Source organism: Pseudoalteromonas aliena SW19, from assembly GCF_014905615.1.
GTDB classification, from domain to species: domain Bacteria; phylum Pseudomonadota; class Gammaproteobacteria; order Enterobacterales; family Alteromonadaceae; genus Pseudoalteromonas; species Pseudoalteromonas aliena.
In genome coordinates, this window is the sequence record NZ_AQGU01000029.1 from 205,859 (window position 1) to 232,654 (window position 26,796).

Sequence of the window (26,796 nt, forward strand, 5' to 3'; positions counted from 1 at the left end):
TAAAACCTTATGCCGCTGGGCTAGTTACTGCTAGGTCATCTAACTTAACTTGTAAAAGAGGATTAGCTGTTAATCCACCTGCATCTACCGCTGCTTGATACGCAGTGCGTGCTTGCTCTTTATTGCCTTGCTGAGCGTAAATATCGCCTTTAAGCTCCGCAACATTTGCATTAAATGCCTCAGGTAGTGGTGCATTTAATGTATTCAATGCATCGTCATACTTTGTTTGTGCTATTTGAATGCGTGCTAAACGCGTAATCGCAATCGCTTTTAACTCTGCGTTTTCAACGTTTGATACAATCCAGCTTAGTTTTTCGCTAGCAACAGCTAGGTTTTGCGCTTCTACAGCATCTTTAGCAGCAACAAATGCCGCCAATGTCGCGTAGTTTGTATCTTTATTTTCGCTGATAAATGTATCAGCCGCAGATAACACATCATCACTTTCAACAAGTGTTGTATACGAATCTGATGCTTGCTCTGCCGTGGTAATTTGGTTTTGGTCATAGGCTTTCCAACCATATAAGCCACCTAAACCTACAGTTATAACTAGTGCAAGTGACAGACCGTTTTCACGGAAAAAACGTTTAATGGCTTCTGCTTGTTCTTCTTCTGTTGAATGTATATCCATGTTTACCTCTAATGTTCGCTTAGCCGTTAATAAGCTTTGTTAATAGCGCTTTAGCTTGTTCTAATTCTAATGTGACTTGTTCTTTACGCTCGCGTAAATATTTAATAGTCACAACGCCTTTTTCTAATTCATCTTCACCAATAATAACAGCAACAAGTGCATCGCTTTTATCAGCACGTTTTAATTGTTTTTTGAAGTTACCGCCGCCTGCATGAACCATCACACGAAGGCCTGCCACATCACGGCGTAGTTCAGACGCAATAATAGGCGCTTGAATACTGGCTTTATCACCCATGGCCGCTAAATATACATCAGCATTGCGGCGTATGTCACCTACGCACTCTAGTGCTTGTAATAATAACACTAAACGCTCAAGGCCCATTGCAAAACCAACTGCTGGAGTGGCTTTACCGCCTAGTTGTTCAACTAAACCATCGTAACGACCGCCAGCACATACTGTGCCTTGTGCACCTAAACTATCTGTTACCCACTCAAATACTGTGCGGTTATAGTAATCTAAGCCACGAACTAATTTTTCGTTAACCGTGTATGAGACGCCAGCTGCGTCTAAACGTTCACATAAATTTTCAAAATGTTCTTTTGATTCAATATCTAAATTCTCAGATAATTTAGGTGCGTCGGTTAATATGGCTTGTACATCTGGATTTTTGCTATCAAGTACGCGTAATGGGTTTGAATACATACGGCGTTTTGAGTCTTCATCAAGCACATCAATGTGTTGCTCAAGGTAGGCAACTAACGCATCACGGTAATCTGCACGTGCCTCATTAGACCCTAAAGAGTTAAGCTCTAAGCGAACGTGTTCAGTAATACCAAAGGCTTCCCACAACTGCGCCGTTAATAAAATAACTTCAGCATCTATATCTGCGCTGGCAATACCAAATGTCTCTAAACCAAATTGGTGAAACTGACGGTAACGACCTTTTTGCGGACGTTCGTGGCGAAACATTGGGCCCATATACCAAAGGCGCTGCTCTTGGTTGTACAATAACCCGTTTTCGTTACCAGCACGTACGCATACTGCGGTGCCTTCTGGGCGCAGTGTTAACAAGTCGCCATTGCGATCGGCAAAGGTGTACATTTCTTTTTCTACAATATCGGTAACTTCACCAATAGAGCGTTTAAATAAGTCGGTTGATTCTACAATAGGAAAACGAATTTCTTGATAACCGAACGATGCTACTGTCTCGCGTAAAATGTTTTCTACTTTCTGCCAAACTTGTGTATCGCCTGGCAGACAATCGTTCATACCGCGAACTGCCTGAATTTGTTTTGCCACTGATAAATCCTAAATACTGTTTTTGTGTAATAAAAAATGCTTACACAACAAGAATGCTAAAAATTGACCCGCTATTATAGCGTTCTGGTTATAAAGGTAAACGCCAAACACCGCAGTTTGGCATTATATACGGTATTTATTCGACTATTTTTATATCTATAGGTGTTTGGTTTTGTTTTTTCTCTATAAAGTCGCGAACATAGCCTTCGAGTTGCTCAACAATATTATTGTTATCGATGCGTGCTTTTTGACGCTCGCCATTAATATACAGGCCAGAACGACGGTTTGCACCGGCAAGGCCTATATCACTAACCAGTGCTTCACCCGGGCCATTTACAACACAGCCAATGACTGATAAGGATACTGGCTCGATAATATCTTCAAGGCGTTCTTCTAGTTGATTCATGGTGCTTACAACATCAAATTCTTGGCGAGAGCAGCTCGGGCAGGCGATAAAATTAATACCACGCGAACGAATGCGCAGCGATTTTAAAATATCAAAGCCAACTTTGATTTCTTGCACGGGATCGGCTGCGAGTGAAACACGCAGCGTGTCGCCAATCCCTTCGGCAAGTAACATGCCTAGGCCAACTGCCGATTTAACTGAACCCGAACGCATGCCGCCCGCTTCAGTGATCCCTAAATGTAATGGCTGATCTATTTCTTTTGCAAGTAAGCGATACGCGCCTACGGCTAAAAATACGTCGGAGGCCTTTACTGATATTTTAAATTGGTCAAAATCTAAGCGGTGCAATATGTTTACATGGCGCATTGCTGATTCTAATAGCGCTTCCGGTGTTGGTTCGCCGTATTTTTCTTGCAAATCACGCTCTAGCGAACCGCCATTTACGCCTATACGAATGGGAATGTTATGCTCGCGGGCTGAATCGACAACGGCTCTTATTCGTTCTTCGCTACCAATGTTACCTGGATTTATACGCAGGCAATCTACGCCGTATTTTGCTACTTTTAAAGCGATACGGTAATCAAAATGAATATCCGCAACTAGCGGGATAGTCACTTGCTCTTTTATACTTCTAAATGCGTCTGCGGCATCCATAGTCGGTACTGATACCCGAACTATATCGGCACCGGCATCTTGTATTGCCTGAATTTGCGCAACAGTTGCATCAACATCCATCGTGTCGGTGTTGGTCATCGATTGGACGGCAATTGGGGCACCGTCACCAATGGGGACGTTACCTACGTTAATACGTGTGGATTTTCTGCGTTTAATTGGAGATTCTGAAAACATAGCGACTACTCTGCTAGTGGTAATGTAAATTTGGCTAAACGATTTTTGGGAAAAGCTGAAATATCAACTTTTTCACCGTTTAGGGTAACGCTTACAACGTTGTGCTTACCAAGCACAACAGAAAAAGGAGGTTTGCCGGTGACAGTCATTAAGTAGCCTGCTTTTTTAACACCAAATGCAATTTTTTCACCTTCGCCGTCGTAAATTTCAACCCAGCTTTCATCATTAAAATTCATTTCGATGGTGCTATTTTCAGCTGAGTCTGTATTAGTGGTGAGTGGTTGATTTGTTTGTGCTTGAGTTATTTCAGGTACAGCCTCACGTTCGCTTGGCGCTAATACTTCTTCAGCCAATGCGTTATCAGCAGATTGCTGCTGTGCGATATTAGTGGGTTGAACTGCTTGGCGTTCACTGAGTATTGAATTTTCTACATTTATATTACTGGTTTGCTCTTCTATGGGGGTTGCATTTTGCCAAAACCATAATGCAGATGAGCCAATCACAATCGCTAAAATAATATAGGTCACTAGCATTAAGCGGCTATCACTGGCTTCTTTTTCTGTACGACGTGAAAAGCTTTGCATATTAGCGGGTTTTGCCGGCTCTGGTGGTGCTGGCATCATGGCTAAAATAGGGGCGCTATCAATTTCTAGTTCTCGGCAGTAATTTTTGATATAGCCTTTTACAAAAGTAATCGGTCCGAGTAATGCAAATTCATCGTTTTCAAGACGTTTTATTTGTAGTTCAGATAATTTTAACGGCTCAGCTATGGTTGCAATGCTAACATTGGCATGCTCACGATGCGCTTTTAATATTTGTCCAACCGTTGGTTGTTCAATCTCTGTTTGCGTATTTTCTTCATTCATAATAGGTATGATTCTGGATCCACTAGTAAAAGTCTATGCCCTGATTTAAGTTCAGTATCTGGGCTTAATTTATTCCATCGCATTAATTGATCAATTAATACATGCCGCTGGGTAGCTATTTTATACAAGGTGTCGCCAGCTTTAATTTCGTAATAAATATTAGGATCGTTCAAATAAATTTTACTTCCATTCATTACCCGATCAGACTCTTTTAGACCATTCCATTGTAAGAGTTTTTGTAGTTTAACATTGTATCGGACGGAAATGCTAAATAGGTTTTCACCAAATGTAATTATATGAGAGGGCACCGTTATAACTGGCACTTTAGTGCTAAGTAATGGGGCGTCTATTTTTTTTATCGCAGAATAGTTTGTAAATTCTACGTCTTCATTTGATTCATTTTTACTATTAGAAAAAACAGCGCCATTTTTTACTGCCTCGTAAAATGTAACGTTAGCGCCATTATTACTATTTGAGCTTTCAGTGTTTGAGTGTGCTATTTGATTTTTTTGTTGCGAATTTAAGTCTATTGCTTTGGATTCACCAAAAGAAATTATTTTAACTTCAGTCTTAAGTTCGTTTGAGTTTTTTTTAGTACTTGTTTGCGATACGGCTTCTTGGGAAACCGTTACTTTTTTGGCTGAACTTTGCTGCGAGGTTAAAGCCGATATCACCGCAGAAGTATCAGTAGCGGTATTTGAAAACGTCACCGGTATTGTTTTTTTTTCAGGCTCACTAGGCACGTTTACAACAATAGAACCCGCAGGGATACTTTTTACTTGCGGCGGTTTATTGTTTTCAGTTTTTATACTATTAGCAGGGCTCGCTTTAAAATGCGCGGGGTGCTCATTCACTTGATTTTGACTTACAGACGTGGCTGCGTTAGCGCCTTTACTATCATTTGAAATTAAGCTGGTAGAGCTATCTAAAGTCGGGCTTTTTTTACGAATAATTTTTATTTTAGGCTCTGAACTAATGCGCCCGTTGTTATTACTTTGTTGCAAGTCATCGAGCATTGCTCTGCGATACTTGTCTCTTAAAATTTCGAACTCGCTCAGACGTGTTTTTTGCTCTCGTAACGAATAAGCTTCATTACTCGTCGGGTAGATTTGCACAATAGTAGCTGAAATTTTTTCAGCTTCTTCTATTCTACCCATGCGACTTTTAATTAGGTACTCAAGCATTAATGCGCGTGCCGATATTTGGCCTGTATCATCATGACGTTTTAAAAGTTCGCTGGCTTTATGTAAATCACTTTTAGCGTAAAATAACGCGGCAAGACTAATTAAAGTAGAAGTACGCTGCGAGCTGTGATTCATGGCTTGTTGAAAGTAACTTTCAGCATTATCAAAATCATTAAACTCAATGGCACACAAGGCTAAATTTTCGTAACTTTCGGCAACACGGATATAACTTGGGACTTCAATGGCTTTTAAAAATTGGTCCGTCGCACGGTCATATTCGTTAATACCGCATAAAAATACCCCATAGTTATTTAAGGTATTAGGATCATCCGGTTTTATCGCGAGCGCTTTTTGATAGGCTTTATCAGCGAGTGTGTTTTCACCTACTTGTTGATAATAATAAGCAAGAGAGTAATGGACTTCTGGGAGTTGTGGAGCAAAGCCAGCGGCGCGCTCTAAATTGTATTTAGCTTGAGAGTTATTACCAGTATTTAAATACTGTAATGCTAGAGCAATACGTGTTCGTGCAGCGCCTATGTTATTAATTTTATTTTCGACGACGGGCTTGTTACTGCCGTTATAACTACTTTCAGTTACGCAACCACTCAAAGCAATTGCTGAAATAGTTAATGCAAGTATAGATCGCATTACCTTGTCTCTTTATTTTTATTCATAGAGTCTATCTTACCTAAAAGCCCCCATGTTGCATCCTTTATTTAAAATAAACGATTTAACATGGGGGCTTTAGGGTTTTTAACTAAAAATTATGCTTGGTGAATATTAACGGTAATTGCGTTATCGTCACGCATTTTCTTTTTAGCTAAGCGCTTAGTACGGTCAACTACATCACCGACTAACTGTCCACAAGCAGCATCAATATCGTCTCCGCGAGTACGACGAACAATACAGGTAACGCCTGCTGCTTGTAATACCTTTGAAAAACGATCAATTCGGCTGTTACTTGAACGCGTATATTCATTACCAGGGAAAGGGTTAAACGGGATAAGGTTGACCTTAGACGGTGTGCCTTTTAACGTTTGCACTAAGGCATGCGCCTGATCGGTGCTGTCGTTTATTCCGTTAAGCATAACGTATTCAACGGTTACGTCTTTATTCGCTTTAGAGCCGTCGATATAACGACGACACGCCGCTAAAAATTCTTCAATAGGGTACTTTTTATTAACCGGCACTAAAATGTCACGCAATGCGTTATCTGGTGCATGCAATGAAATAGCCAAGGCCACGTCAATTTTCTCTTTTAGTAAGTCAAGTGCAGGCACAACCCCTGATGTACTTAATGTTACGCGGCGCTTAGATAAACCAAAGCCCCAATCGTCCATCATTAGTTCCATTGCTGGCACTACGTTTTTAAGATTAAGTAAAGGCTCGCCCATACCCATCATTACAACGTTAGTAACTGGGCGCTTTTCGCTATGACCATCAAGGCCAATATCTTTAGCTACACGCCAAACTTGGCCAATAATTTCAGATACTTTTAAGTTACGGTTAAAGCCTTGTTGCGCAGTAGAGCAAAAAGTACATTCAAGTGCACAACCCACTTGTGATGATACACATAAAGTTGCGCGCTCTTTTTCAGGGATCCAAACAGCTTCTACTTCTTGACCACCTTCAAGTATAAGCGCGTACTTAATAGTCCCGTCGCTTGCTTGTTGGCGAACGGTGATTTCTGGTGCAACAATTTCACATTCAGCTTTAAGTTTTTCTTTAAGCTTTTTATTTACGTTGCTCATATCGTCGAAGTTATCTACGCCAAAATGATAAATCCATTTCATCACCTGGTCACTACGAAACGGCTTTTCACCGAACGATGCAAATAACTCGCGCATTGCTTCTCGGTTTAAATCTAATAAGTTAATCTTTTTTTGCTCGGTCATGAAACAACCTCAATCGGTGACGGTGGAGATAAAATTTACGAGGACGAATTGTACACAATTCACTCACTTTAATCATTAAGTAAAATATCAACAAATACACTGATAAATACTTTACGTAATGACTAAAAAAGGGCCCGAAAGCCCTTTTCAATATGTTAACGAATTCGAATTAACGAGTACGTGAACAAAGCTCTTCGTCAGCGAAGAAGTATGCGATTTCGCGAGCAGCAGATTCAACAGCGTCAGAGCCGTGAACAGCATTTTCGTCGATGCTATCAGCGTAGTCTGCACGTAAAGTGCCAGCTAGTGCTTCAGCAGGGTTAGTAGCACCCATGATTTCACGGTTTTTAAGAACAGCGTTTTCGCCTTCAAGAACTGTAACCATTACTGGACCAGATGTCATGAAAGATACTAAAGCACCGAAGAAAGGACGTTCGCTATGTTCAGCGTAGAAACCTTCAGCTTTCTCTTGTGAAAGGTGAACCATTTTAGCTGCAACGATTTTAAGGCCAGCAGATTCGAAACGGTTGTAGATAGCGCCAATGTGGTTTTTAGCTACTGCATCAGGTTTTACGATTGAAAAAGTACGTTCTAAAGCCATCTTTATGCTCCAATAATTTTAAATAAAAGTGTGAATATTAACGGGCGCGAATTATACGCGTTTTAACTGAAAAATCCTAATTTTATTAAAAACCAACTTGATTACGGTTTTGTGATCTCGATCAAAGGCAAATTATTATCCGCATTTATACTGCCGCGCTTCTGTTTACGTATTTGTTAATGACTACTCATGCAACTGGCTTACACCCAGTTCGATGTATGGAGCGCACATGTTATCTGTTATACCTTCCACGCCGTTTATTCCTGAATTATTATGCCCTGCGGGCAGTTTAAAAAACATGCGTTATGCCTTTGCTTATGGTGCTGATGCAGTATATGCAGGGCAACCTCGTTATAGTTTGCGTGTGCGTAATAATGAATTTGACTTAGAGACGCTGCAAATTGGGATTAATGAAGCGCATGCGCAAAATAAAAAGTTTTATGTGGTGTCTAATATTGCGCCGCATAACGCGAAAGTAAAATCGTATTTACGTGACATTGAACCTGTTATTGCAATGAAACCTGATGCGCTGATTATGTCAGATCCTGGTTTGATCATGCTGGTTCGTGAAAAATGGCCAACTATGCCGGTTCATCTATCAGTGCAGGCAAATGCAGTTAACTACGCCAGCGTACAGTTTTGGGCAAAGCAGGGAATTGAAAGAGTTATTCTATCGCGAGAACTATCACTCGAAGAAATTAGTGAAATACGCACACTCTGCCCAAACACAGAACTTGAAGTATTTGTGCACGGCGCATTGTGTATGGCCTATTCAGGACGTTGTTTGCTTTCGGGCTATATTAACAAGCGCGACCCAAACCAAGGTACATGTACCAATGCATGTCGCTGGGATTATGATGTTAAGCCAGGTGTTGAAAATGATACTGGCGAAATGGTGCATAAGATTGACCCAAAACAGGTTATTCCTACATTGGGAGAAGGGACGCCGAGTAACGATGTATTCATGTTAGAAGAGCAAGGCCGCCCTGGCGAATATATGCCAGCGTTTGAGGATGAACACGGCACCTATATTATGAATTCAAAAGACTTACGTGCTGTGCAATATGTAGAACAGCTCACAAAAATGGGTGTACATAGTTTAAAAATAGAAGGCCGTACTAAGTCGTTTTATTATGTAGCGCGTACAGCACAGGTATACCGAAAAGCAATAGACGATGCGGTTGCAGGCAAGCCGTTTGATGCGGATTTATTTAAAACATTAGAAAACTTAGCGCATCGTGGCTATACCGAAGGCTTTTTAAAACGCCACGCCCATCAAGATTATCAAAATTACGAATACGGTCATTCAGTTTCTACCAAGCAGCAATTTGTAGGCGAAGTATTAGGTCGTAATGCCAATGGTTTGGTTGAAATAGATGTAAAAAATAAATTTTGTGTTGGCCATTCGTTAGAGCTAATGACACCAAAGGGAAATATTAGCTTTGTGCTTGAATGTATGGAAAACAAAAAAGGCGAAAACATTACCGATGCCAAAGGCTCAGGCCATATTGTAAAAATCCCACTGCCTAATAATCTCGATTTAGCGCACGCTATTTTAATGCGTAACCTAGATGAAAACCAAGACACCCGCAATCCGTTTAAACAAGCGTAATGTAACCCTATAACATTGCGCCTATTTTCATAAATAGGCGATAACGCAGCATAAATGCCAAACATGCACTGCCCAAAGAGTTCTTTCTAGGGACGATTAACTCTTTGTTGCTCGGTTTTTAATTAGCCCACTCGATTACAAACCTCACACCGCGATTAAATCGCCCCTAGATAGAACAAATTTTAATCCTGAAATTAGCATTAACCCCGTTTTACTTTGTTTAGCTCTCGATAAAAATTAACTAATGTTAAATTGGTAAATTTTACCTTGCTGAATTAGCGCTTGTTATTACCAATTTTATTTCTATTGTAAATCTTCAATAAGCAATGGCTTTGAATCTTTGCTCTGTTGTCTAATTATCTGTTTTTAATTACTTTATTTAATTTTTATGATGTTTTTAATTTAATTTAATTTAATTTAATTTGATTTGATTATTAGTTTAGTTATTTTCCCATTACTTTTTTTGAGTGACTTCATTAAATTGGTTGACAAATTGGTTGCCAAATAATACTGTTTTTACAATCTGATTGGTAATTTTTTAATTTAAGCTGCTTACCCATCAGTATAAAGTCTAAAGTTACGCCATGTTAGGAGTAACTCATAGGAGCTAATAAAGCGAAGTAGGGTCACTGTTACTAAGCTAACGAATAGCGTGAGAACAAGCGCTCAACAATTTAGGAGTTATTCATGTCTAAACCAACTATCGGTTTTATCGGACTAGGCCTTATGGGCGGTAATATGGTCGAAAATTTACAAAATAAAGGCTATGAGCTGATTGTAATGGACCTCAATAAAGGTGCGGTTGCTGCATGTGTTGAACGTGGAGCGAAAACAGTGGCAACCGCGAAAGAGCTCGCAGCAGCAGCTGATATCGTGATGCTGTGTTTAACCACATCAGAAATCGTTGAAAAAGTTGTTTACGCAGAAGATGGTTTACTTGCTGGTTTTAAAGCAGATTCAGTATTAATAGACTTTGGTACATCAATTCCTGCTTCGACCAAGAAAATTGGTGCTGATCTCGCTGCAAAAGGCGTAGGTATGATTGATGCACCACTAGGTCGAACTCCTGCACATGCAAAAGATGGCTTGTTAAATATCATGGCTGCAGGTGATTTAGGAACATTTAATAAAGTTAAATCTGTTCTACAAGAGCAAGGCGAAAATGTTTTTCATTTAGGTGAGCTAGGTGCTGGTCATACAACTAAATTAATCAATAACTTTATGGGTATGACGACGGTTTGCGCTATGTCGCAAGCTTTTGCTGTGGCAGATCGCGCAGGTGTTGATCGTCAACAGTTGTTCGACATTATGTCAACAGGGCCGTCAAATTCCCCATTCATGCATTTTTGTAAAAACTATGCAGTTGATGGTGTAAGTGATCTAGGTTTCTCAATTGCAAATGCAAACAAAGACTTAGGTTATTTTTTACAGATGGTAGAAGACTTAGGCACTGTGTCTAAAATTGCCGAAGGCTCATCGGCTAACTTGCAAGCTGCATTTGATGCAGGTATGGCTCAAGGAAACGTACCGGAGATCTTTGACTACTTTAAAAAATTAGACAAGTAATCCTTGTAAATTTTAGGCGCTAAATAGCAAGGTTATTTAGCGCCAACACACACTATAAAGTTGGTGATGCAGAATACTCTTGTGGTTTATCTGCCTATCCTAGTTTAAAAAAGAGTTAACTATGCGATTGATTAATTTAACTATAATAAAATTAAGCCTAGTTATCCTTGGTTGTATTTCAACAGCGACAACAGCCAAAGACTACTTTGTTGACAACAAACAAGCTTACACAGACATTGCCAAAGCCTTAAAAGCGGGTGATAAAGTTATTCTAAAAAATGGTACTTGGACAGACTTTGAGATTTTATTTCAAGGTCAAGGTACAGAAAAGTCTCCTATTGAGTTGACTGCACAAACGAAAGGTAAAGTTATTTTATCTGGGCAGTCTAACTTGCGCCTTGCTGGGCAATATCTTCAAGCAAGTGGCTTAGTCTTTAAAAACGGCTATACGCCAACGTCGGCGGCCATTGAATTTCGTCGTAATAAAAATGAACTAGCCTATCACTCTCGCGTTTTCGAAATGGTTATTGATAATTACAATAACCCAGATAAACGTGAATCTGATTACTGGGTGGCATTATATGGCAAACATAACCGTTTTGATCATAATCACCTCGTTGGCAAGCGTAACAAAGGAGTGACTCTGGCGGTGCGTTTAAATAGCAAGCAAAGTCAGCAAAACTATCATCAAATTGATCATAATTACTTTGGTTACAGACCCACCTTTGGCTCTAACGGCGGTGAAACTATCCGCATTGGTACCAGCCATTACTCACTTACTGACTCGCATACATTAGTTGATAATAATTATTTTGAACAAACCAACGGCGAAGTCGAAATTATCTCGATTAAATCGGGTAAAAATATTGTACGCAACAACGTGTTTTACGAAGCACGCGGCACACTTACCATGCGCCATGGTAACGGTAATCTAATAGAAGAGAATATCTTTTTTGGTAATGGTGTTGAGCATACAGGCGGTATCCGCCTTATCAATAAAGATCAAATTATTCGTAATAACTACCTAGAAGGGCTTACAGGTTTTCGTTTTGGTAGTGGGTTTACAGTAATGAATGGCGTACCAAATTCGCCAATTAACCGCTATCACCAAGTTGAAAATGCACAAATAGAAAACAACACCTTTGTTAACGTACGTCATATCCAATTAGCTGCGGGCAGTGATGCTGAGCGAAGTGCTGTGCCAATTAATAGCGTGATGAAAAATAACTTAATTATTAATGATGATCAGGTGCAACCTTTCAGTGCATTTGATGATGTTAGTGGCATTAAGTTCTCTAATAATGTTGCTAACTCAAGCGTACTCAACGCACTAAGGTATGGTGTAAAACAAACAGCAGTTGAGATGAAGCGCAATAAAAATGGTTTACTTTACCCTACCTCAAATATGTCTGCTGTTGGCGCGAAAGCCGATTTAAAAGTGATAGCAAAAAAAGAGACCGGTGTAACTTGGTATCCAAAAGTGCCAGCGGTTATCGCTTTTGACTCAGGTAAAACACATGCTGTATCGGGTTCAGCTAAGTCATTATTAACAGCAATAGAGCTGGCTAAATCGGGGGATGTCCTTGAGCTTGAATCAGGTCAGTTTGATGTGTCTAAACTGGTTGTTATTGATAAAGTATTAACAATTAAGGCCCGCCAACAAGCAAAAGCGACCCTCACATTTCAACGCTCAAGCTTATTTGAAATACACGACGGTGGAAGCTTAAAGCTCGATGGGCTAATCATTTCAGGGCAAAGTAGTCCCGATTCGGCTGGCAATACTGTAATCAGAACGCAAAAGTGGGGGATGGTCGATAACTACCGCTTGAACATGATGAATTCTCACTTAGTGAACCTCGATATTAACCACACTTTTGATTTTTTCAAAACAGGTAAAGGTGCGCTGGCGGATGAGATCACGCTAATTAATAATAAGTTCGACGGAGTATCTGGCGATATTTTACGCCTTGACAGCGAAACTGAAGATTTAGGGATATACAACGCTGACTACGTAACCTTCAGTGATAATAGTTTTAGCAATATCGGCGGTAGCTTAGTCACGCTTTATCGCGGTGGCACAGATGAAAGTACTTTTGGCCCTCACTTTATAATGACGAATAATTCGCTAAATAATGTAGGGCTTGGAAAACGCAATAAACGTAATGCCAGTATTTTCCTCCATGGTGTGCAAGTTACGAATATCAATAAGAATACATTTGTTAACTCAGCTCCTGTTATTGTTGAGCATACAGTCGGTGAGCCAAAAACTTCGATCATTAACAATATCTTTGATGCCACAGATGCGCCAAGTGTTACTGAGCTTAGAGTTGCAGGGCCGCACACGGCCACGTTAAAAAACAATAAAGTAATTAACCCAAACTCTAAATAGTAAATTTCTTAATCAGAGTTCAGGTAAATTAATAATTAGTGGAGTGTTATTGATGTCATTATTAAGCTTACAAACAAAATTAACAGCGGGGGTTATGTCGGTTGTGCTTGCTATTGCCTCGTTTAGCTCATTGGCCGCACATCCTAATTTAGTGATCACGCAAAATGATGTTATAAAAATGCGCAGCGCTCTTGATAGCAAAGGTCATTTTAGTGAGCGTTATTACAGTTTAAAATCACAGGTTGATCAAGAAATTGCATTTCCAAGTGTGGTGCCTGTGCCTAAAGATGGCGGCGGTGGTTACACCCATGAACGTCATAAAAAGAATTATCAACTAATGTACCGAGCAGGGATCATTTATCAGCTTAGCCAAGAGCAGAAATATGCTGACTACGTTCGTGACATGTTACTGCAATACGCCACGCTTTATCCTAGTTTAGATGTGCACCCTAAGCGTAAAGTAAAGTCCCAAAATCCAGGTAAATTATTTTGGCAAAGCTTAAATGAAGCAATGTGGTTGGTGTATACCATTCAGGCCTATGATCTGGTTCATAATGCATTAACGGATCAACAGATCAATACCATTGAGCAACAGTTATTACGTCCAGTTGCTTTATTTCTATCCGAAGGGCAACCAACTACGTTTAATAAAGTACATAATCATGGCACGTGGGCAACAGCTGGCGTAGGCATGGCGGGTTATGTAATGAATGAGCCTGAGTGGGTTGAAAAAGCCTTGTATGATTTGGATAAGTCAGGCAAAGGAGGTTTTTTAAAGCAACTTGATTTGTTGTTTTCACCGCAAGGCTATTATAACGAAGGGCCTTATTATCAACGTTTTGCGTTATTACCATTTGTCACTTTTGCCCAAGCGATTGCTCACAATGAGCCTGAGCGAAAAATTGCCGAGCATCGAGATGGAATATTGCTAAAAGCAATTGATACGACAATTCAACTTAGCTACAACGGTTTGTTTTTCCCTATTAACGATGCGATTAAGAGCAAAGGAATTGATACCATTGAGCTTGTCCATGGCGTAACTGTTGCTTATAGCTTAACAAATGACACCGGTTATTTAGATATTGCTAAACAACAAGGGCAAATTATTTTATCCGGTGATGGTTTAAAAGTGGCGCAGGCGCTGGATAAAGGTTTAGCAACACCTTATGAGTTTAAATCGGCCGCTTTTGGCGATGGTAACGACGGTAAGCAAGGTGCGTTAGTTGTAATGCGAACGCAAGTGGGTGGCAATCAAGCACTACTGTTTAAACCTGCTGCACAAGGTTTAGGGCACGGTCATTTTGATAAGTTAACGTGGCAGTTTTACGACCACGGTAATGAAATTGTATCTGACTATGGCGCAGCCCGTTTTTTAAATGTAGAAGCTAAATACGGCGGCCGTTACCTGCCAGAAAATAACAGCTACGCTAAACAAACGGTTGCTCATAATACGGTTGTAGTGGATGAAACAAGCCATTTTAATGCCAGTGTGAGTGTTGGTAATCGCAATGCCCCGACACTTAATTTTTTCGAAACATCTAACGTGGGCACAGTCTCAAGTGGTGAAATAAGCACTGCATATAATGGCGTTGAGCTAGCGCGCACACTAGCCTTAATTAACGTACCAGAGCTTGACAGCACGATTGCACTTGATGTGTTTGACGTTACAGCACAGGCTGAACACCAGTTCGATTTACCGCTTCACTACAAAGGTCAGCTTATAGATACCAGCTTTGCACTGCGTGCTAACACAACACAATTAGCTGCGCTGGGTTCTAAAAATGGCTATCAGCACTTGTGGCTTAAAGGGCAAGCAAAACCCAAAAATGGGTTAGCTAAAGTAACGTGGTTGAACGACAACGGGCGCTTTTACACCCAAACAAGCTTAGTCAAAGGTGATGAGTCTTTTTTGTTTACTCAAATTGGTGCAAACGATCCTAACTTTAATTTACGCAACGAAAATGGCTTTATTCGCCGCGTAAATGGGCAAAAAAAGCACACGTTTGTATCGGTGTTAGAGCCCCACGGTGAATACAACCCAAGTAAAGAATATACGTTAGAAGCTGTTAGTCGAGTTACAAAGCTTGAATATAGCCAGCAAGGCGATTTAACACTTGTTGAACTTGATATTAAAGGCAAGTCCTATTTAGTGGCTATAAATAAAGCACAAAACGCAACCAAAAACACATTCACATTTAAAAATAAAGAGTTCACCTTAAATGGCCGACTAGGCGTTTATGCGATGAAAAATAATCAGGAGTAAACAGAATGCAAAAGCAAAGCGCACATTTTTCATTTGGTAACGAGACTAAAATTGAAGACCTAGGAAATGGCTTGAAACGTCAAATGTTAGGCTATAACGAAGAGTTGATGGCGGTAAAAATTTGGTTTGCACAAGGCGCTATTGGTTATAACCATGCACACCGTCATTCACAAGTTACTTATGTAGTTGAAGGTGAGTTTCATTTTAATATTGATGGTGTTACTAAAATATTAAAACCAGGGGACAGTTGTTTTATTCCGCCATTTGTAGATCATGGTGCGACGTGCCCAACAGGCGGTATTTTAATCGATACCTTTAGTCCAGCTCGTGAAGATTTTCTTGGGGAATAACTATGCAACTTAAAGGTTTACGTTGGTGGGTTATCGCATTAATTGCGCTTGCTACCATCATTAATTACATCGACCGCCAAGCGCTTAGTGTGCTTTGGCCGGACATTGTTGAAGATTTATTCCCTGATGAGTCTGCATTAGAGCGCAAACAAATTTACGCTAACATCTCTATTGTATTTGTATTTGCCTATGCATTTGGTCAGGCCATCTTTGGTAAAGTATTTGACTGGGTAGGTACTCGTTTAGGCTTTGTTTTATCAATAGGTGTTTGGTCTGTTGCAACGATTGCGCATGCATTTGCTCAAGGTGTGCTTAGCTTTAGTATTTTTCGCGCTATTTTAGGCGTAGCAGAAGCCGGTAACTGGCCAGGTGCGGCCAAAGGCAATGCTGAATGGTTTCCAACTAAAGAGCGGGCTTTAGCACAGGGTATTTTTAACTCTGGTGCTGCTATAGGTGGCATTATTGCTATTCCTTTAATTGCTTACTTAACGATTTATTTTAGCTGGCAAATGGTGTTTGTTGTTATTGGTGTTCTGGGCTTTCTTTGGCTAGTGCCTTGGTTAATTTTAGTAAAAGCACCGCCTAGCTCCCACCCTTGGCTTACGGCACAAGAACGCGAATATATTTTAACAGGTCAACGTCGTGTTGATGATAACGGCGATGTTACTGGTGAAGATGAAGAAGAATATAATCCTTCAACAAAAGAGCTTTTATCTCGTAAACAAAGCTGGGGCGTAATTATTGCCTCTGCTGCCATTGACCCTATTTGGTGGTTATTTGTTTTTTGGATCCCAATTTACTTAAACGAAGTGTATGGCATGGACGTTAAGTCTATCGGCATATACGGTTGGGTTCCTTATGTGGGTGCAATGTTTGGCGCTTGGTTTGGTGGCTTACTGGCACAAAATCGACTTAAAGCCGGTTGGAACACAGATAAAACACGTAAGCTCACTATTACGCTGGGTTGCTTAATTATGTTACCTGCGTTACTTGCAATGGCAAATCCAGGTGGACCAACGACAGCAGTGCTAATAATGGCGGTTATATTATTTGGTTTTCAAACTGCAATTGGTAACGTGCAAACACTACCAAGTGATTTGTTAGGTAAAAAAGCAGTGGGTACATTATCAGGTTTCTCTGGTATGGCGGCAAAACTGGGTGCTGTAGGTCTTACATCGCTTGTGCCTATTCTTACTGCGGATGGTAACTACGCGCCAGCATTTATTATTGGTGCCTCTTTAGCCATTATTGCAATGGCAGCTGTTTGGATTTTAATTCCAAAAATAGAACCTCTTAAAAAGCCTCAATAATCTAGAGAATAACTGCTATGCCAAGATGGTTTGTATAAGCGCATAGCAGTTAACTACATAGGGTAACTTCCAAGATGAAAAATATTTACTTTATCGGTGAATGCATGGTCGAGCTTAGGGCTATGAGCGCAGCCACTCTACACCAATCATTTGCAGGCGATGTTTATAATTCTGCAGTGTATTTAAAACGTTGCTTCCCGCAGGTTACTACTTCGGTTGTTACGGCTTTAGGTCAAGATAATTTAAGTAAAAAAATGCTTGAGCGCTTTGAAGGTGAACAAATAAATACGCAACTTGTATTTGCTCACGACAGTAAAGTACCAGGCGTGTATTACATAGAAACCGATGAGTACGGCGAGCGTAGCTTTATTTATTGGCGTAATGACTCTGCAGCTAAAAAGGTTGTTGATTTTTTAGATGCTGATGCGCTCGAGCAGCTTTGCCAAGGTGATATGTTTTTCTTTTCAGGAATTTCATTAGCAATAATTGAAGAAAGTGCACGTGAGCACTTTTGGAAAGTTGTGACGCAGCTAAAAGATGCTGGGGTAAAAATAGTTTTCGATCCTAACTACAGAGCCCGTTTGTGGAATAGTATAGAGGAAACTAAAGAGCAATATCATTTAGCCTTTACGCTTGCAGATATTACCCTACCTGGCGTTGAAGATTTAACAACACTTTATAACGTACATAGCGTAGAAGCGGTTGTTGAGTATTTAGAGCCTTACAAAATTGAAGAAATTGTTGTTAAAAATGGCCCTGAATCGGTAGTGACTAAGCAGGCCGATACGCTTCAAAGCCACACTATAATACCGGTAACAAATGTTGTAGATACAACATCCGCAGGCGATGCCTTTAACGGTGTTTATTTAGGGGCTCGTTTATCTGATAAATCAATTTCAAGTGCAGTCCAACTGGCTGCAAAAGCAGCAGGTGCTGTTATACAACAGCCTGGTGCTATTGCTCCAAAAGATATATTTCAGCTAGCAATGGTTGAAGCTGGGATCTGATACCAATTTTATTAAAAACATGATCACCTTAGCGTATTAAATAACTCACTAACTACGTTAAAAATTATTTATATAGAACAACTATGTATCATAATTTTAGCCTTGTTATTGAGCTATTTTCTTGTCGCTATAATAGCTCATTAATTTAATGCAATTGGTATAACAAAATAATTAACCTGAACTCTGGTTAAGAGATTTACTAACATATTGAATCATGGTGATATTTAAAATTATTTTCTCTAGTTAGAGATTTTCAGTGAAAACAAGGCGAATTTACGCGTCAATAGCGGGCCTATTGCAAGTAAATTCAACGCAGTTAGCGCTGAAAATAGCTGCTTGAGATAGATTTATTATCTAGAGTTCAGGTTAATCAAACATTAAAGGCCGCCATACATCGGCCGCATTACTTTTTTATAAAGGAACAACGTTATGACTCGCTTTTCTGAACTTATGTCAGGACAAACACTGCTACCTATAATTCAAGCTGACACGCCAGAGCAAGGTGTTCAAATAGCAAAAGCTATGGCTAACGCGGGCCTAACTTTAGTTGAAGTAGTACTAAGAACAGAGGCTTCAATAGAGGCATTAAAAGCGATTAAAGCTTACGTGCCTGAGTTAAAAGTCGGTGCGGGTACAGTCATAAATACTGACATTTTAGCGCAAGCACTTGAAGCGGGTTCTGACTTTATTGTAACGCCAGCGGTGTCTCCTGCATTACTTACAGCACTTGCTAAATGTAATGTGCCGGTACTTCCTGGTGTATCAAACACCGGTGATATTTTAATGGCGCTTGAATATGGCTTTGCAGAGCAAAAATTATTCCCGGCTTCGCTAGCTGGTGGAGCCCCTTTTGTATCCGCCGTGTCGTCAGTATTTAGGGCCGTCAGCTTTTGCCCTACAGGTGGCGTTAGCGAAAGTAACAAAATGGACTATCTTTCTTTAAATAATGTATTCGCCGTTGGCGGTACTTGGATAGCTAAAAAAGAGTGGGTTGAGCAAGAAAATTGGCAAGCAATTACCGATTCTTGTATCCAGGCTCTAAAGTAGAAAGGATCAGATAAATGAATTATTTAGCCCCCACAATACTGCCAGGCGTCATCGTTGGCGACGAAGTCAATGCGGTGTACGAGCATGCACGTACACATCAATATGCGTTACCTGCGGTAAATGTTGTTAGTACAACATCTATCAATGCGACGCTAGAAGCTGCTAAAAAGAAAAATTCCCCCGTTATTATTCAGCTTTCTAATGGTGGAGCACAATTTTTTTGTGGTAAAAGCTTATCGTTACCAGAGCAACAATCAGCGGTGCTTGGGGCGGTAAGTGCTGCAAGGTATGTACACTCGGTTGCAGCGCATTATGAAGTGGCAGTGATGCTTCATACTGATCATGCAGCTAAAAAGCTACTACCTTGGATAGATGGGCTGCTTGAGGAAGGTGAAAGACACTTTGAAGTGACTGGCAAACCACTGTTCAGCTCGCATATGATTGATCTGTCAGAAGAGCCGCTTGAGGAAAATATCGAAATTTGCGAACGTTATTTAACGCGTATGGCAAAAATAGGTATGACGCTAGAAATTGAGCTTGGCTGCACGGGCGGCGAAGAAGACGGTGTTGATAACTCACACTTAGATAGCTCTGCTTTATATACTCAGCCCGAAGATGTTGCCTATGCGTACGAACGCTTAAGTCGTATTAGCCCTAATTTTATAATTGCGGCGTCATTTGGCAATGTGCATGGCGTTTATAAGCCAGGTAATGTAGTACTTACGCCAACTATTTTAAAAGAATCGCAAGCCTACGTATCAGAAAAATTTAATTTACCAAGCAACTCAATTAACTTTGTATTTCATGGTGGAAGTGGTTCTGAGTACGATAAAATTGCAGAGTCTTTAACCTATGGCGTAGTTAAAATGAATATTGATACCGATACGCAGTGGGCGTGTTGGACAGGTATTTTAGATTACTACAAAGACAAGCAAGCATATCTGCAAGGGCAAATTGGTAACCCTGATGGGGATGATAAGCCAAACAAAAAATATTACGACCCTCGTGTATGGCTGCGTCATTCAGAGCAAAGTATGGTTGCAAGGCTAGAGCAATGCTTTGACGATCTAAATTGTGTAAACAGATATAGCGCATGAAAAGACTAAATACAGTATTGAAAGAAGACGGTGTAAATACCGACCTTATTTTACTTATTCGCACAATTTTAGCGACCAGTAAAGAGATAGCCTTTCGGGTAAGCCAAGGTGAATTAGCCGGTGTTTTAGGCTCAACATTGAACGAAAACATTCAAGGTGAAGTTCAAAAAAAGCTTGATGTAATCGCAAACCAACTACTTAAAGACATACTACTTGACGACAGCAGCGTAAGAACCGTTGCATCAGAGGAAGAAGATCATGCGGTAGGTGGTCACCCTGAAGGTCAATTTATTGTTGCTTTTGACCCACTAGATGGCTCGTCTAATATTGATGTTAACGGCCAAATAGGCACTATATTTACTATTTATTTAGCCCGTGACGATGTTGCCTTCGACAGTGACGAGCAATTTAGCCAGCCAGGTGTAAATCAAGTCTGTGCAGGTTATGTGTTATATGGGCCTTCATCATTACTCGTAATGAGCACTAGCGGTCCAACACGTTGTTATACATTAGATTCAACCCATGGCGGTTACTTACTGACAAACAAGCAGTTGAATGTACCAGAGCAAAGTCGTGAATTTGCCGTTAATATGGCTAACTACCGTTATTGGGACGAAGCAACACAAGTGTATTTTGATAAATTGCTATACACCTGTGAAAGCTTTGAAAAAAGCTCAATGCGCTGGAATGCAGCGATGGTAGGCGATGTCCATCGTATTTTATGCCGAGGCGGGTTATTTTTGTATCCACAAGATAAACGCACGGGTAACGATAACGGAAAAATAAGACTGCTTTATGAAGCAAATCCGTTAGCACTTTTAGTTGAAAATGCAGGTGGTAAAGCAACCTCTAGAGGAGCGCGAATTTTAGATATTGCGCCAACGAGCTTGCATCAACGAGTGCCTGTCGCTTTGGGCTCAAATGAGCCTGTAGAATTTTATAATAACGCCATGTCATAAAGCTGCTCTAAATATAAAAATAAAGAAGGGGCGAGAGTGTTGCCTCTACCTTATCTTTTGCACCCGATCTAATACATACCTAAAATCCACTTCTATAATTTACCGGCCCTATTGTAAGTAAATTCAACGTAGCTAGCGCTGAAAATAGCTGCTTGAGGTAGATTTATTATCCAGCGTTCAGGTTATTTATTATGAATAAAAAATATAGCCAAAAATCTTAGAATATTTATATTTTGGTTAACCTATTTTGTTTTTTACCTGTTAATAACTAATGTATTCCCAGATATATAAAAATAATATAACAGTGTGATCACTCTGTTTAATAACTGTTTTTGTCATGAGGTTATTAGCTTTTAATTTAAAAAATCAATAGATAACAATTGCTTGTGTGTTTTTGTAATTTTGGTTTGTGGTGGCGGTGAGTTTGGTTTTTTATTTGGTAATAACTTTTTGGGTTGGTATTGATGTTTTTTAATCTTATATTGGTTGACCTTTTTGCTGTTGGGTGTAAATATCAAGTTAATACTTTGTATTTATTTAAAGCTTTCGAATAGAAAAGTAGCAAACAACATAGCGTTTCACACACAGGAAAAAACTATGAATTATAAGTTATCAAAAATCACACTGGCGGTAATATCAGCAACTGCAATGAGTATGTCGTCATCTATTCAAGCCCAAGAGTCGTCAAAGCAAGTAAAAGACGATCTAGAAGTCATCGAAGTGTCGGGTATTCGCCAATCATTAACGAGTGCTCTTGCCGAAAAACGTTCCGCTAGTAGTTTAGTTGAGGTTATCCAAGCGGTTGATATTGGTAAACTCCCTGATCAAAACCTTGCTGAAGTACTTGAAAACGTAACCGGTATTCAAATTACACGTGAAGCCGGTGTAGGTACGGGGGTGCAAATTCGTGGCACGAATGCAAACCGTACAGAAGTAAACGGTGTTTCAACAGTGGGTTCGGGCTCTGGCCGAAGCGGAATTAGTTTTGAAGATGTGTCGGCGGCTATAATCTCCGGCGTTGAGATTATTAAATCACCAGAGGCTAAAACAATTGAAGGCTCAGTAGGTGCAACAATTAATCTAAAAACTATTCGCCCGCTTCAATTAAACGAAATGCTTGGCTCTATTCGTGTTCAAGCAGAAGATAGCAGCTTGTCTACCGATGGCATGACACCGCGAATCTCTGGCGCATGGGGTGATAACTGGGAATCAGATGCTGGTAAGTTTGGTGTTGTATTTAGCGGTAGCTATAGTGAGCAAGACGTAACGGCATTTCGTCCTCGTGTTGACCGCGATAACTCAGTTGCAGCTGACAGTGGTGCAGCAAGTGCTCAATCATTTGATTTCTTACCAATTCAATTTTTAATTCAAGATTACGATAACTACGAGTATGAAACTAAAAACTTTGCAGGTACGTTTGAATACGCACCTAATGATAATTTAAAATTCTTCTTTGATGCAGTTGTTAACGATCAAGAGCGCCGCCAAGAAAGCTCAAGGGTTCAAGCTTCAGGCGTAAGTGACTTAAGAAATGTATCAATCCCAAGTGAATTTGAAACCGTAAACTTTGGTTCATTAGGTGGTCAAAACTTAGGGAGTATTGAAGCTGCAGTCCGTGGCGTGATCCCCGTAGAGGATGGCGATGCAGATCCAAATCTTCGTTTTTCTAGCGATACCAATTCGCGTATCACCGATAGCAAAATTTTTAGAATTGGTGGTCAATGGCAAGGTGAAAACTTATTTGTAAGTGTTGAAGCATCAACGTCTCGCTCAGATTCATCTACTCCGAGCTTTAATACAACACTTAACTTTATTAACCCAAATGTTGCCACTAACTCATCGAACGAAAATGGTACACCGTTTGAGTACGACCTGACCGGTGGTGCATTAACGTTTGGTATTGCACAAGGTGAAGCAAATGCGCCAACAGCAGCCCAGTTACTTGATCCTGCAAATGTGGTATTACGCGATGTAAACCAAGGGCAAGATAGATCCGAAAATACCGAAGATGCGTTTCGTACTGACTTTACGTATTACCTAGACAATATGATTACCTCGGTTGATTTTGGTTACCGTTACAGTAAAACAAATAGCGTTTCAGACCAAGTACGCAATAATGTTGGTTTACGTAATCTAGCAGACAGCCCAACAGGCAACTTATTTGCTGATATTTTAACAGCCGGTCCAGATAATTTTAACGACGCAGATGGCCGTGCATTATATATTCGCGACTTTCTATTAATAAACCCAGAGCTTGCCAGTTCAGATCCAGACGCCGTACTTGCGGCATTAAACGCAGCCATTGAAGCAAATAACGCCATCACAGGGTCAACACGTGCTCCTATTAGCTCGCCAACCTCACAAGTTAATGCGTTTTTTGATATTGATGAAGAAACACATGCACTCTATGCTCAAGCTAACTTTGAATATGGTATTTTTAGAGGTAATTTTGGAGCGCGTTACTTGGAAACAGAAGTAACGTCATTAGGTAATTCAGTAACACAAGACGGCAATGGCAATGAGATTGTTAGCCAAGTGACCTCAAAAGGCGATTACGACTTTTTCTTACCACGCTTTAATGTTGCTGCAAACGTAAGCGAAGATGTATTAGTACGTTTAGGTTGGTCTAAAGATATTAGACGCCCTGACTTTAACGACTTGTCAACCTCGGTTACTTATAGCACCAGCCCTAATAGTGCGGTATCTGTTGGTAACTCAGGTTTAGTTCCAGAAGAAGTAACGTCATTTGATATTTCTGCTGAGTGGTACTTTGCTCAAGCGGCATTAGTGAGTGTGGGGTACTTTCATAAAACACGTACAGACTTACACGTCACTCAACAGGTTGACCCATATGAAGATCCTACAACCGGCTATCGCGATACAACGGGTCCAGTATGTGAAGATGGCGGAGTATTTAACCCGATTGCAGATATAAACGTGTTTGGACCTACGCCCGGTGTAGGTTTATGTGTACCAACACGTACCACGATTAATGACTCAGGTGAAACAACTCAAGAAGGGATTGAGCTTGCATTTCAGTACGATTTATCAAGTTTTGAAGACGATTTAGGCTGGGCATCAGGTTTTGGTTTATTAGCAAACTACACCTATCAAGAATTTTCAGGTGGTGAGTCAATCGATACCGCAACAAGCCGTGCTAATACCGTGTTTGCATTAACAACAGGTATACCAGATATAGACGTAAGCGCTAAACAGCCATTGATCGACTTATCTGAAAATGCTTACAACGTCACCTTTTACTACGAAAAGTTTGGCTTATCTGCACGTGCACGTTACACATGGCGTGAAGGATACCGTTCAACTGACTTTGGCAGTACATCAAGCTTCCCTTGGGGATTTCCTGTGGTGCAAGAAGACCGTGGTCAGCTTAATGTAAGTATAAGCTATGACGTAAATGAGCAACTTAATATTGGTGTAGAGGCTGTAAATCTAACCGAATCAGAAGTAAGTCAGTCATGTGTAAATGAAGGTGCTTTACTTTGTTTCCAAGGTTTAACAGACCGCCGTATTACATTTGGTATGAGCTATCGTTTTTAAATAATGGCGCAGCAGTAGTAAAGCAAGCCTTATTTAAGGCTTGCTTGTAACCTGAACTTTAAATAACCTGAACTCTGGATAATAAAACTATCTCAAACAGCTGTTTTTAGTGCTAACTGCCTTCTGGGGGAGTGGGTAAATTACTGTTATTGCGTTAAATGAGAGATTGAATACAACCCACGAGTTTCGCTTGTTTGGCGTTTAATTTCTTCAAGTGCTTTTTTCTCGCTAGCAGCAAAAAGGGCATTGATCAAACGGTTAAAATGATTGTGCATGGCTTTGCGCGCCGCCGATGAATCATGATTTGCGATAGCATCGTAAATTGACGTGTGTTCTTGCAAACGTTGCTCGTCGCTTTGAGAACATACATCTTCATACGCCGCAACGATTTGTGGTTCACAGCGCCTTAGTTTCCACAGATTTTGTATAGACATCACAATGGCGTTGTTACGAGTTGATTTAGCAATTATTTCATGAAAACGCTGATCAGCTTCAATGGCCATTTCTGGTATTTGCATATCCTCTAAACTTTGCTTTAAAGTGGCAAGTTCGTGATCTTGAATGGTTGCCGCAGCCAACGCAGCGGCTTCAGCTTCAATGAGTGCTCTGGCTTGTGTAAGCTCAAATGCACTAATAGGTTTGTCGCTTGTTTCAACTTTGTTTGTGTCTGTTACAAAAACACCCGAACCTGTTTTTACTTCAACACGACCTCTAACTTCAAGCGCGATAATTGCTTCTCGAATTGTTGGCCGACTAACTTGGTGAGTTTCTGCTAACTCTCGTTCTGCAGGCAAACGACTTCCAACATGATAAATTCCTTGATCTATCGCGGCTTCTAACTTATCAACAACGTTCCAAAAACGTCTGCGCCTTTTCATTTTAAACTCCCCAGGTTTTATACTTTGTGTTTCGTAAACTAGATACTAATCGACTACTAAAAGTTGACTAAATTGGCAAATTAATTGGTAAAAAAAATACCTTAATTGGTAAAGTACATTCCTTATATTACCTTGTCAATTTGCTTTTTTTAAAATTGAATAAAAGGCATTAGTATTTTAGGGGACCACTGGTTTTTAAAGGTATTGAGGTGAGCACTTAATAACTTATAACGAACATTAATTTGCTATTAATAGTTTGAAGTCGTGCTTGTTAGAGTCATTGAAATAGATTTAGAAATGTTAATTAGAAATAAAGTGGCTGCTGCCTTTTTAGAGGTATAAATAAACGGCACTTTTAAAAATTAAAACCTCGGCACGAGTGCCTGTTGACCTTTCAGGATTGAAATTTGTTCAACCTAGGGGCGATTTAATCGCGGCGTGAGGTTTGTAACCTAGTGGGCTCGGTAACTGCTCCTGCGTTACTCTAATGGCTTACATCCCTGTAAGAATAAGTAAAAACCGAGCAACAAAGAGTAAATAGCCTTGATCGAATTGAAAGTAAACACCTTGTCTATTTTGAGCAAGTACACCCACCATTAACTCTGTTGAGTCTGACAGTGTACGTTTTACTTCTAGCTTTTCTATGGGTTTAAAGGCCATTGTTTAATACCTGATCAATAGACGTTGGCGCATTCTTACCTTGAGCTGGCGCTTTTGTTAAGTCATATAAACGAGTTAAGTCGTCGAGTGTTTGCCACAAAAGTAATAGCTGCCTAAACGAAATAAGCCCTGTAACCTCAAACTTTTTGATTGTAGAAGCAGGTACCGTACTTTTTTTAGCTAACGCTTCACGTGACATTTTTGCTTTTTTACGGCGTTCTTTTAGGTGCTCAGCAAAGGCTAGCTGCACATCCTCCTCGCTTAATAATAAATAATTAATAACAAAACCTCACGAACTTGATTGGACACGACTGTGTCCAAAATTGCTTTTTTATGAGCGTAATGGATATTGTAGTGTCCATTTTTAGTTG

The 26,796-nt window shown here is 40.1% G+C and carries 21 protein-coding genes; 11 read left to right on the plus strand and 10 right to left on the minus strand.

The window, feature by feature from the left end; translation table 11 throughout:
* Window positions 1-7 precede the first annotated feature (7 nt).
* The 7 genes from PALI_RS17340 to ndk form a co-directional block, all read right to left on the minus strand.
* Window positions 8-628 (minus strand): YfgM family protein, encoded by a 621-nt coding sequence (locus PALI_RS17340; protein WP_193156856.1) that lies wholly within the window; start codon window positions 626-628, stop codon window positions 8-10.
* Between the two features lie 19 nt (window positions 629-647).
* The gene (gene hisS, locus PALI_RS17345) at window positions 648-1,928 is read right to left on the minus strand and encodes a histidine--tRNA ligase (protein WP_077535509.1); all 1,281 of its coding nucleotides are present in this window, start codon (window positions 1,926-1,928) and stop codon (window positions 648-650) included.
* 136 nt (window positions 1,929-2,064) lie between these two features.
* On the minus strand, window positions 2,065-3,183 hold the full coding sequence (gene ispG / locus PALI_RS17350; protein WP_193156857.1) for a flavodoxin-dependent (E)-4-hydroxy-3-methylbut-2-enyl-diphosphate synthase: 1,119 nt from the start codon (window positions 3,181-3,183) through the stop codon (window positions 2,065-2,067).
* Window positions 3,184-3,188: 5 nt separating this feature from the next.
* The gene (locus PALI_RS17355; RefSeq protein WP_193156858.1) at window positions 3,189-4,049 is read right to left on the minus strand and encodes a RodZ domain-containing protein; all 861 of its coding nucleotides are present in this window, start codon (window positions 4,047-4,049) and stop codon (window positions 3,189-3,191) included.
* Window positions 4,046-5,881, minus strand: coding sequence for a type IV pilus biogenesis/stability protein PilW (gene pilW / locus PALI_RS17360; RefSeq protein ID WP_193156859.1), 1,836 nt, complete (start codon window positions 5,879-5,881; stop codon window positions 4,046-4,048). Before pilW ends, PALI_RS17355 begins: the two co-directional genes overlap by 4 nt.
* A gap of 116 nt (window positions 5,882-5,997) precedes the next feature.
* Window positions 5,998-7,128: a bifunctional tRNA (adenosine(37)-C2)-methyltransferase TrmG/ribosomal RNA large subunit methyltransferase RlmN gene (locus PALI_RS17365; protein ID WP_193156860.1), complete on the minus strand. Its 1,131-nt coding sequence runs from the start codon at window positions 7,126-7,128 to the stop codon at window positions 5,998-6,000.
* Between the two features lie 169 nt (window positions 7,129-7,297).
* Window positions 7,298-7,729 (minus strand): nucleoside-diphosphate kinase, encoded by a 432-nt coding sequence (ndk, locus tag PALI_RS17370; RefSeq protein ID WP_007377442.1) that lies wholly within the window; start codon window positions 7,727-7,729, stop codon window positions 7,298-7,300.
* 229 nt (window positions 7,730-7,958) lie between these two features.
* Between ndk and trhP the strand changes: the two genes are divergently transcribed.
* The 11 genes from trhP to PALI_RS17425 all read left to right on the plus strand — a co-directional run bounded on the left by trhP (window position 7,959) and on the right by PALI_RS17425 (window position 24,887).
* A complete protein-coding gene (gene trhP / locus PALI_RS17375; protein WP_193156861.1) occupies window positions 7,959-9,341 on the plus strand; it encodes a prephenate-dependent tRNA uridine(34) hydroxylase TrhP in 1,383 nt (460 codons plus the stop codon).
* Window positions 9,342-10,028: 687 nt separating this feature from the next.
* Window positions 10,029-10,907, plus strand: a complete 879-nt coding sequence (locus tag PALI_RS17380; protein WP_193156862.1) for an NAD(P)-dependent oxidoreductase — start codon at window positions 10,029-10,031, stop codon at window positions 10,905-10,907.
* A gap of 121 nt (window positions 10,908-11,028) precedes the next feature.
* Window positions 11,029-13,296 carry a polysaccharide lyase 6 family protein gene (locus PALI_RS17385; RefSeq protein ID WP_193156863.1) on the plus strand — a complete coding sequence of 756 codons (2,268 nt, stop codon included), beginning with the start codon at window positions 11,029-11,031 and terminating at the stop codon, window positions 13,294-13,296.
* Window positions 13,297-13,348: 52 nt separating this feature from the next.
* Complete coding sequence (locus PALI_RS17390; protein ID WP_193156864.1) at window positions 13,349-15,559, plus strand: heparinase II/III domain-containing protein; 2,211 nt, start codon at window positions 13,349-13,351, stop codon at window positions 15,557-15,559.
* A 5-nt stretch (window positions 15,560-15,564) separates the two neighbouring features.
* Window positions 15,565-15,909 (plus strand): cupin domain-containing protein, encoded by a 345-nt coding sequence (locus PALI_RS17395; protein ID WP_182703293.1) that lies wholly within the window; start codon window positions 15,565-15,567, stop codon window positions 15,907-15,909.
* 2 nt (window positions 15,910-15,911) lie between these two features.
* Window positions 15,912-17,219: an MFS transporter gene (locus tag PALI_RS17400; RefSeq protein ID WP_193156865.1), complete on the plus strand. Its 1,308-nt coding sequence runs from the start codon at window positions 15,912-15,914 to the stop codon at window positions 17,217-17,219.
* A gap of 74 nt (window positions 17,220-17,293) precedes the next feature.
* Entirely contained in the window at window positions 17,294-18,226 is a 933-nt protein-coding gene (locus PALI_RS17405) for a sugar kinase (protein ID WP_193156866.1), read from the plus strand.
* A gap of 429 nt (window positions 18,227-18,655) precedes the next feature.
* Window positions 18,656-19,273: a bifunctional 4-hydroxy-2-oxoglutarate aldolase/2-dehydro-3-deoxy-phosphogluconate aldolase gene (eda, locus tag PALI_RS17410; protein WP_193156867.1), complete on the plus strand. Its 618-nt coding sequence runs from the start codon at window positions 18,656-18,658 to the stop codon at window positions 19,271-19,273.
* Window positions 19,274-19,287: 14 nt separating this feature from the next.
* A complete protein-coding gene (fbaA, locus tag PALI_RS17415) occupies window positions 19,288-20,370 on the plus strand; it encodes a class II fructose-bisphosphate aldolase (RefSeq protein WP_193156868.1) in 1,083 nt (360 codons plus the stop codon).
* Complete coding sequence (locus PALI_RS17420; RefSeq protein WP_193156869.1) at window positions 20,367-21,329, plus strand: class 1 fructose-bisphosphatase; 963 nt, start codon at window positions 20,367-20,369, stop codon at window positions 21,327-21,329. Before fbaA ends, PALI_RS17420 begins: the two co-directional genes overlap by 4 nt.
* Before the next feature lie 597 nt (window positions 21,330-21,926).
* Complete coding sequence (locus PALI_RS17425; RefSeq protein ID WP_193156870.1) at window positions 21,927-24,887, plus strand: TonB-dependent receptor; 2,961 nt, start codon at window positions 21,927-21,929, stop codon at window positions 24,885-24,887.
* 146 nt (window positions 24,888-25,033) lie between these two features.
* Here PALI_RS17425 and PALI_RS17430 read toward each other — a convergent pair whose 3' ends face one another.
* The 3 genes from PALI_RS17430 to PALI_RS17440 all read right to left on the minus strand — a co-directional run bounded on the left by PALI_RS17430 (window position 25,034) and on the right by PALI_RS17440 (window position 26,705).
* Window positions 25,034-25,765 (minus strand): FadR/GntR family transcriptional regulator, encoded by a 732-nt coding sequence (locus tag PALI_RS17430; protein WP_182703261.1) that lies wholly within the window; start codon window positions 25,763-25,765, stop codon window positions 25,034-25,036.
* A gap of 492 nt (window positions 25,766-26,257) precedes the next feature.
* The gene (locus PALI_RS17435; protein ID WP_193157071.1) at window positions 26,258-26,425 is read right to left on the minus strand and encodes a hypothetical protein; all 168 of its coding nucleotides are present in this window, start codon (window positions 26,423-26,425) and stop codon (window positions 26,258-26,260) included.
* On the minus strand, window positions 26,415-26,705 hold the full coding sequence (locus PALI_RS17440) for a helix-turn-helix domain-containing protein (protein ID WP_226894589.1): 291 nt from the start codon (window positions 26,703-26,705) through the stop codon (window positions 26,415-26,417). The genes PALI_RS17435 and PALI_RS17440 overlap by 11 nt, the downstream gene beginning before the upstream one ends.
* Between the last annotated feature and the right edge of the window lie 91 nt (window positions 26,706-26,796).

Excerpts from the sequence above, each read along its gene's own strand:
- PALI_RS17340 (WP_193156856.1), bottom strand. The coding sequence starts at position 628 with ATGGATATACATTCAACAGAAGAAGAACAAGCAGAAGCCATTAAACGT.
- ispG (WP_193156857.1), bottom strand. The coding sequence starts at position 3,183 with ATGTTTTCAGAATCTCCAATTAAACGCAGAAAATCCACACGTATTAAC.
- PALI_RS17355 (WP_193156858.1), bottom strand. The coding sequence starts at position 4,049 with ATGAATGAAGAAAATACGCAAACAGAGATTGAACAACCAACGGTTGGA.
- pilW (WP_193156859.1), bottom strand. The coding sequence starts at position 5,881 with ATGCGATCTATACTTGCATTAACTATTTCAGCAATTGCTTTGAGTGGT.
- PALI_RS17365 (WP_193156860.1), bottom strand. The coding sequence starts at position 7,128 with ATGACCGAGCAAAAAAAGATTAACTTATTAGATTTAAACCGAGAAGCA.
- ndk (WP_007377442.1), bottom strand. The coding sequence starts at position 7,729 with ATGGCTTTAGAACGTACTTTTTCAATCGTAAAACCTGATGCAGTAGCT.
- trhP (WP_193156861.1), top strand. The coding sequence starts at position 7,959 with ATGTTATCTGTTATACCTTCCACGCCGTTTATTCCTGAATTATTATGC.
- PALI_RS17380 (WP_193156862.1), top strand. The coding sequence starts at position 10,029 with ATGTCTAAACCAACTATCGGTTTTATCGGACTAGGCCTTATGGGCGGT.
- PALI_RS17385 (WP_193156863.1), top strand. The coding sequence starts at position 11,029 with ATGCGATTGATTAATTTAACTATAATAAAATTAAGCCTAGTTATCCTT.
- PALI_RS17390 (WP_193156864.1), top strand. The coding sequence starts at position 13,349 with ATGTCATTATTAAGCTTACAAACAAAATTAACAGCGGGGGTTATGTCG.
- PALI_RS17395 (WP_182703293.1), top strand. The coding sequence starts at position 15,565 with ATGCAAAAGCAAAGCGCACATTTTTCATTTGGTAACGAGACTAAAATT.
- PALI_RS17400 (WP_193156865.1), top strand. The coding sequence starts at position 15,912 with ATGCAACTTAAAGGTTTACGTTGGTGGGTTATCGCATTAATTGCGCTT.
- PALI_RS17405 (WP_193156866.1), top strand. The coding sequence starts at position 17,294 with ATGAAAAATATTTACTTTATCGGTGAATGCATGGTCGAGCTTAGGGCT.
- eda (WP_193156867.1), top strand. The coding sequence starts at position 18,656 with ATGACTCGCTTTTCTGAACTTATGTCAGGACAAACACTGCTACCTATA.
- fbaA (WP_193156868.1), top strand. The coding sequence starts at position 19,288 with ATGAATTATTTAGCCCCCACAATACTGCCAGGCGTCATCGTTGGCGAC.
- PALI_RS17420 (WP_193156869.1), top strand. The coding sequence starts at position 20,367 with ATGAAAAGACTAAATACAGTATTGAAAGAAGACGGTGTAAATACCGAC.
- PALI_RS17425 (WP_193156870.1), top strand. The coding sequence starts at position 21,927 with ATGAATTATAAGTTATCAAAAATCACACTGGCGGTAATATCAGCAACT.
- PALI_RS17430 (WP_182703261.1), bottom strand. The coding sequence starts at position 25,765 with ATGAAAAGGCGCAGACGTTTTTGGAACGTTGTTGATAAGTTAGAAGCC.
- PALI_RS17435 (WP_193157071.1), bottom strand. The coding sequence starts at position 26,425 with ATGGCCTTTAAACCCATAGAAAAGCTAGAAGTAAAACGTACACTGTCA.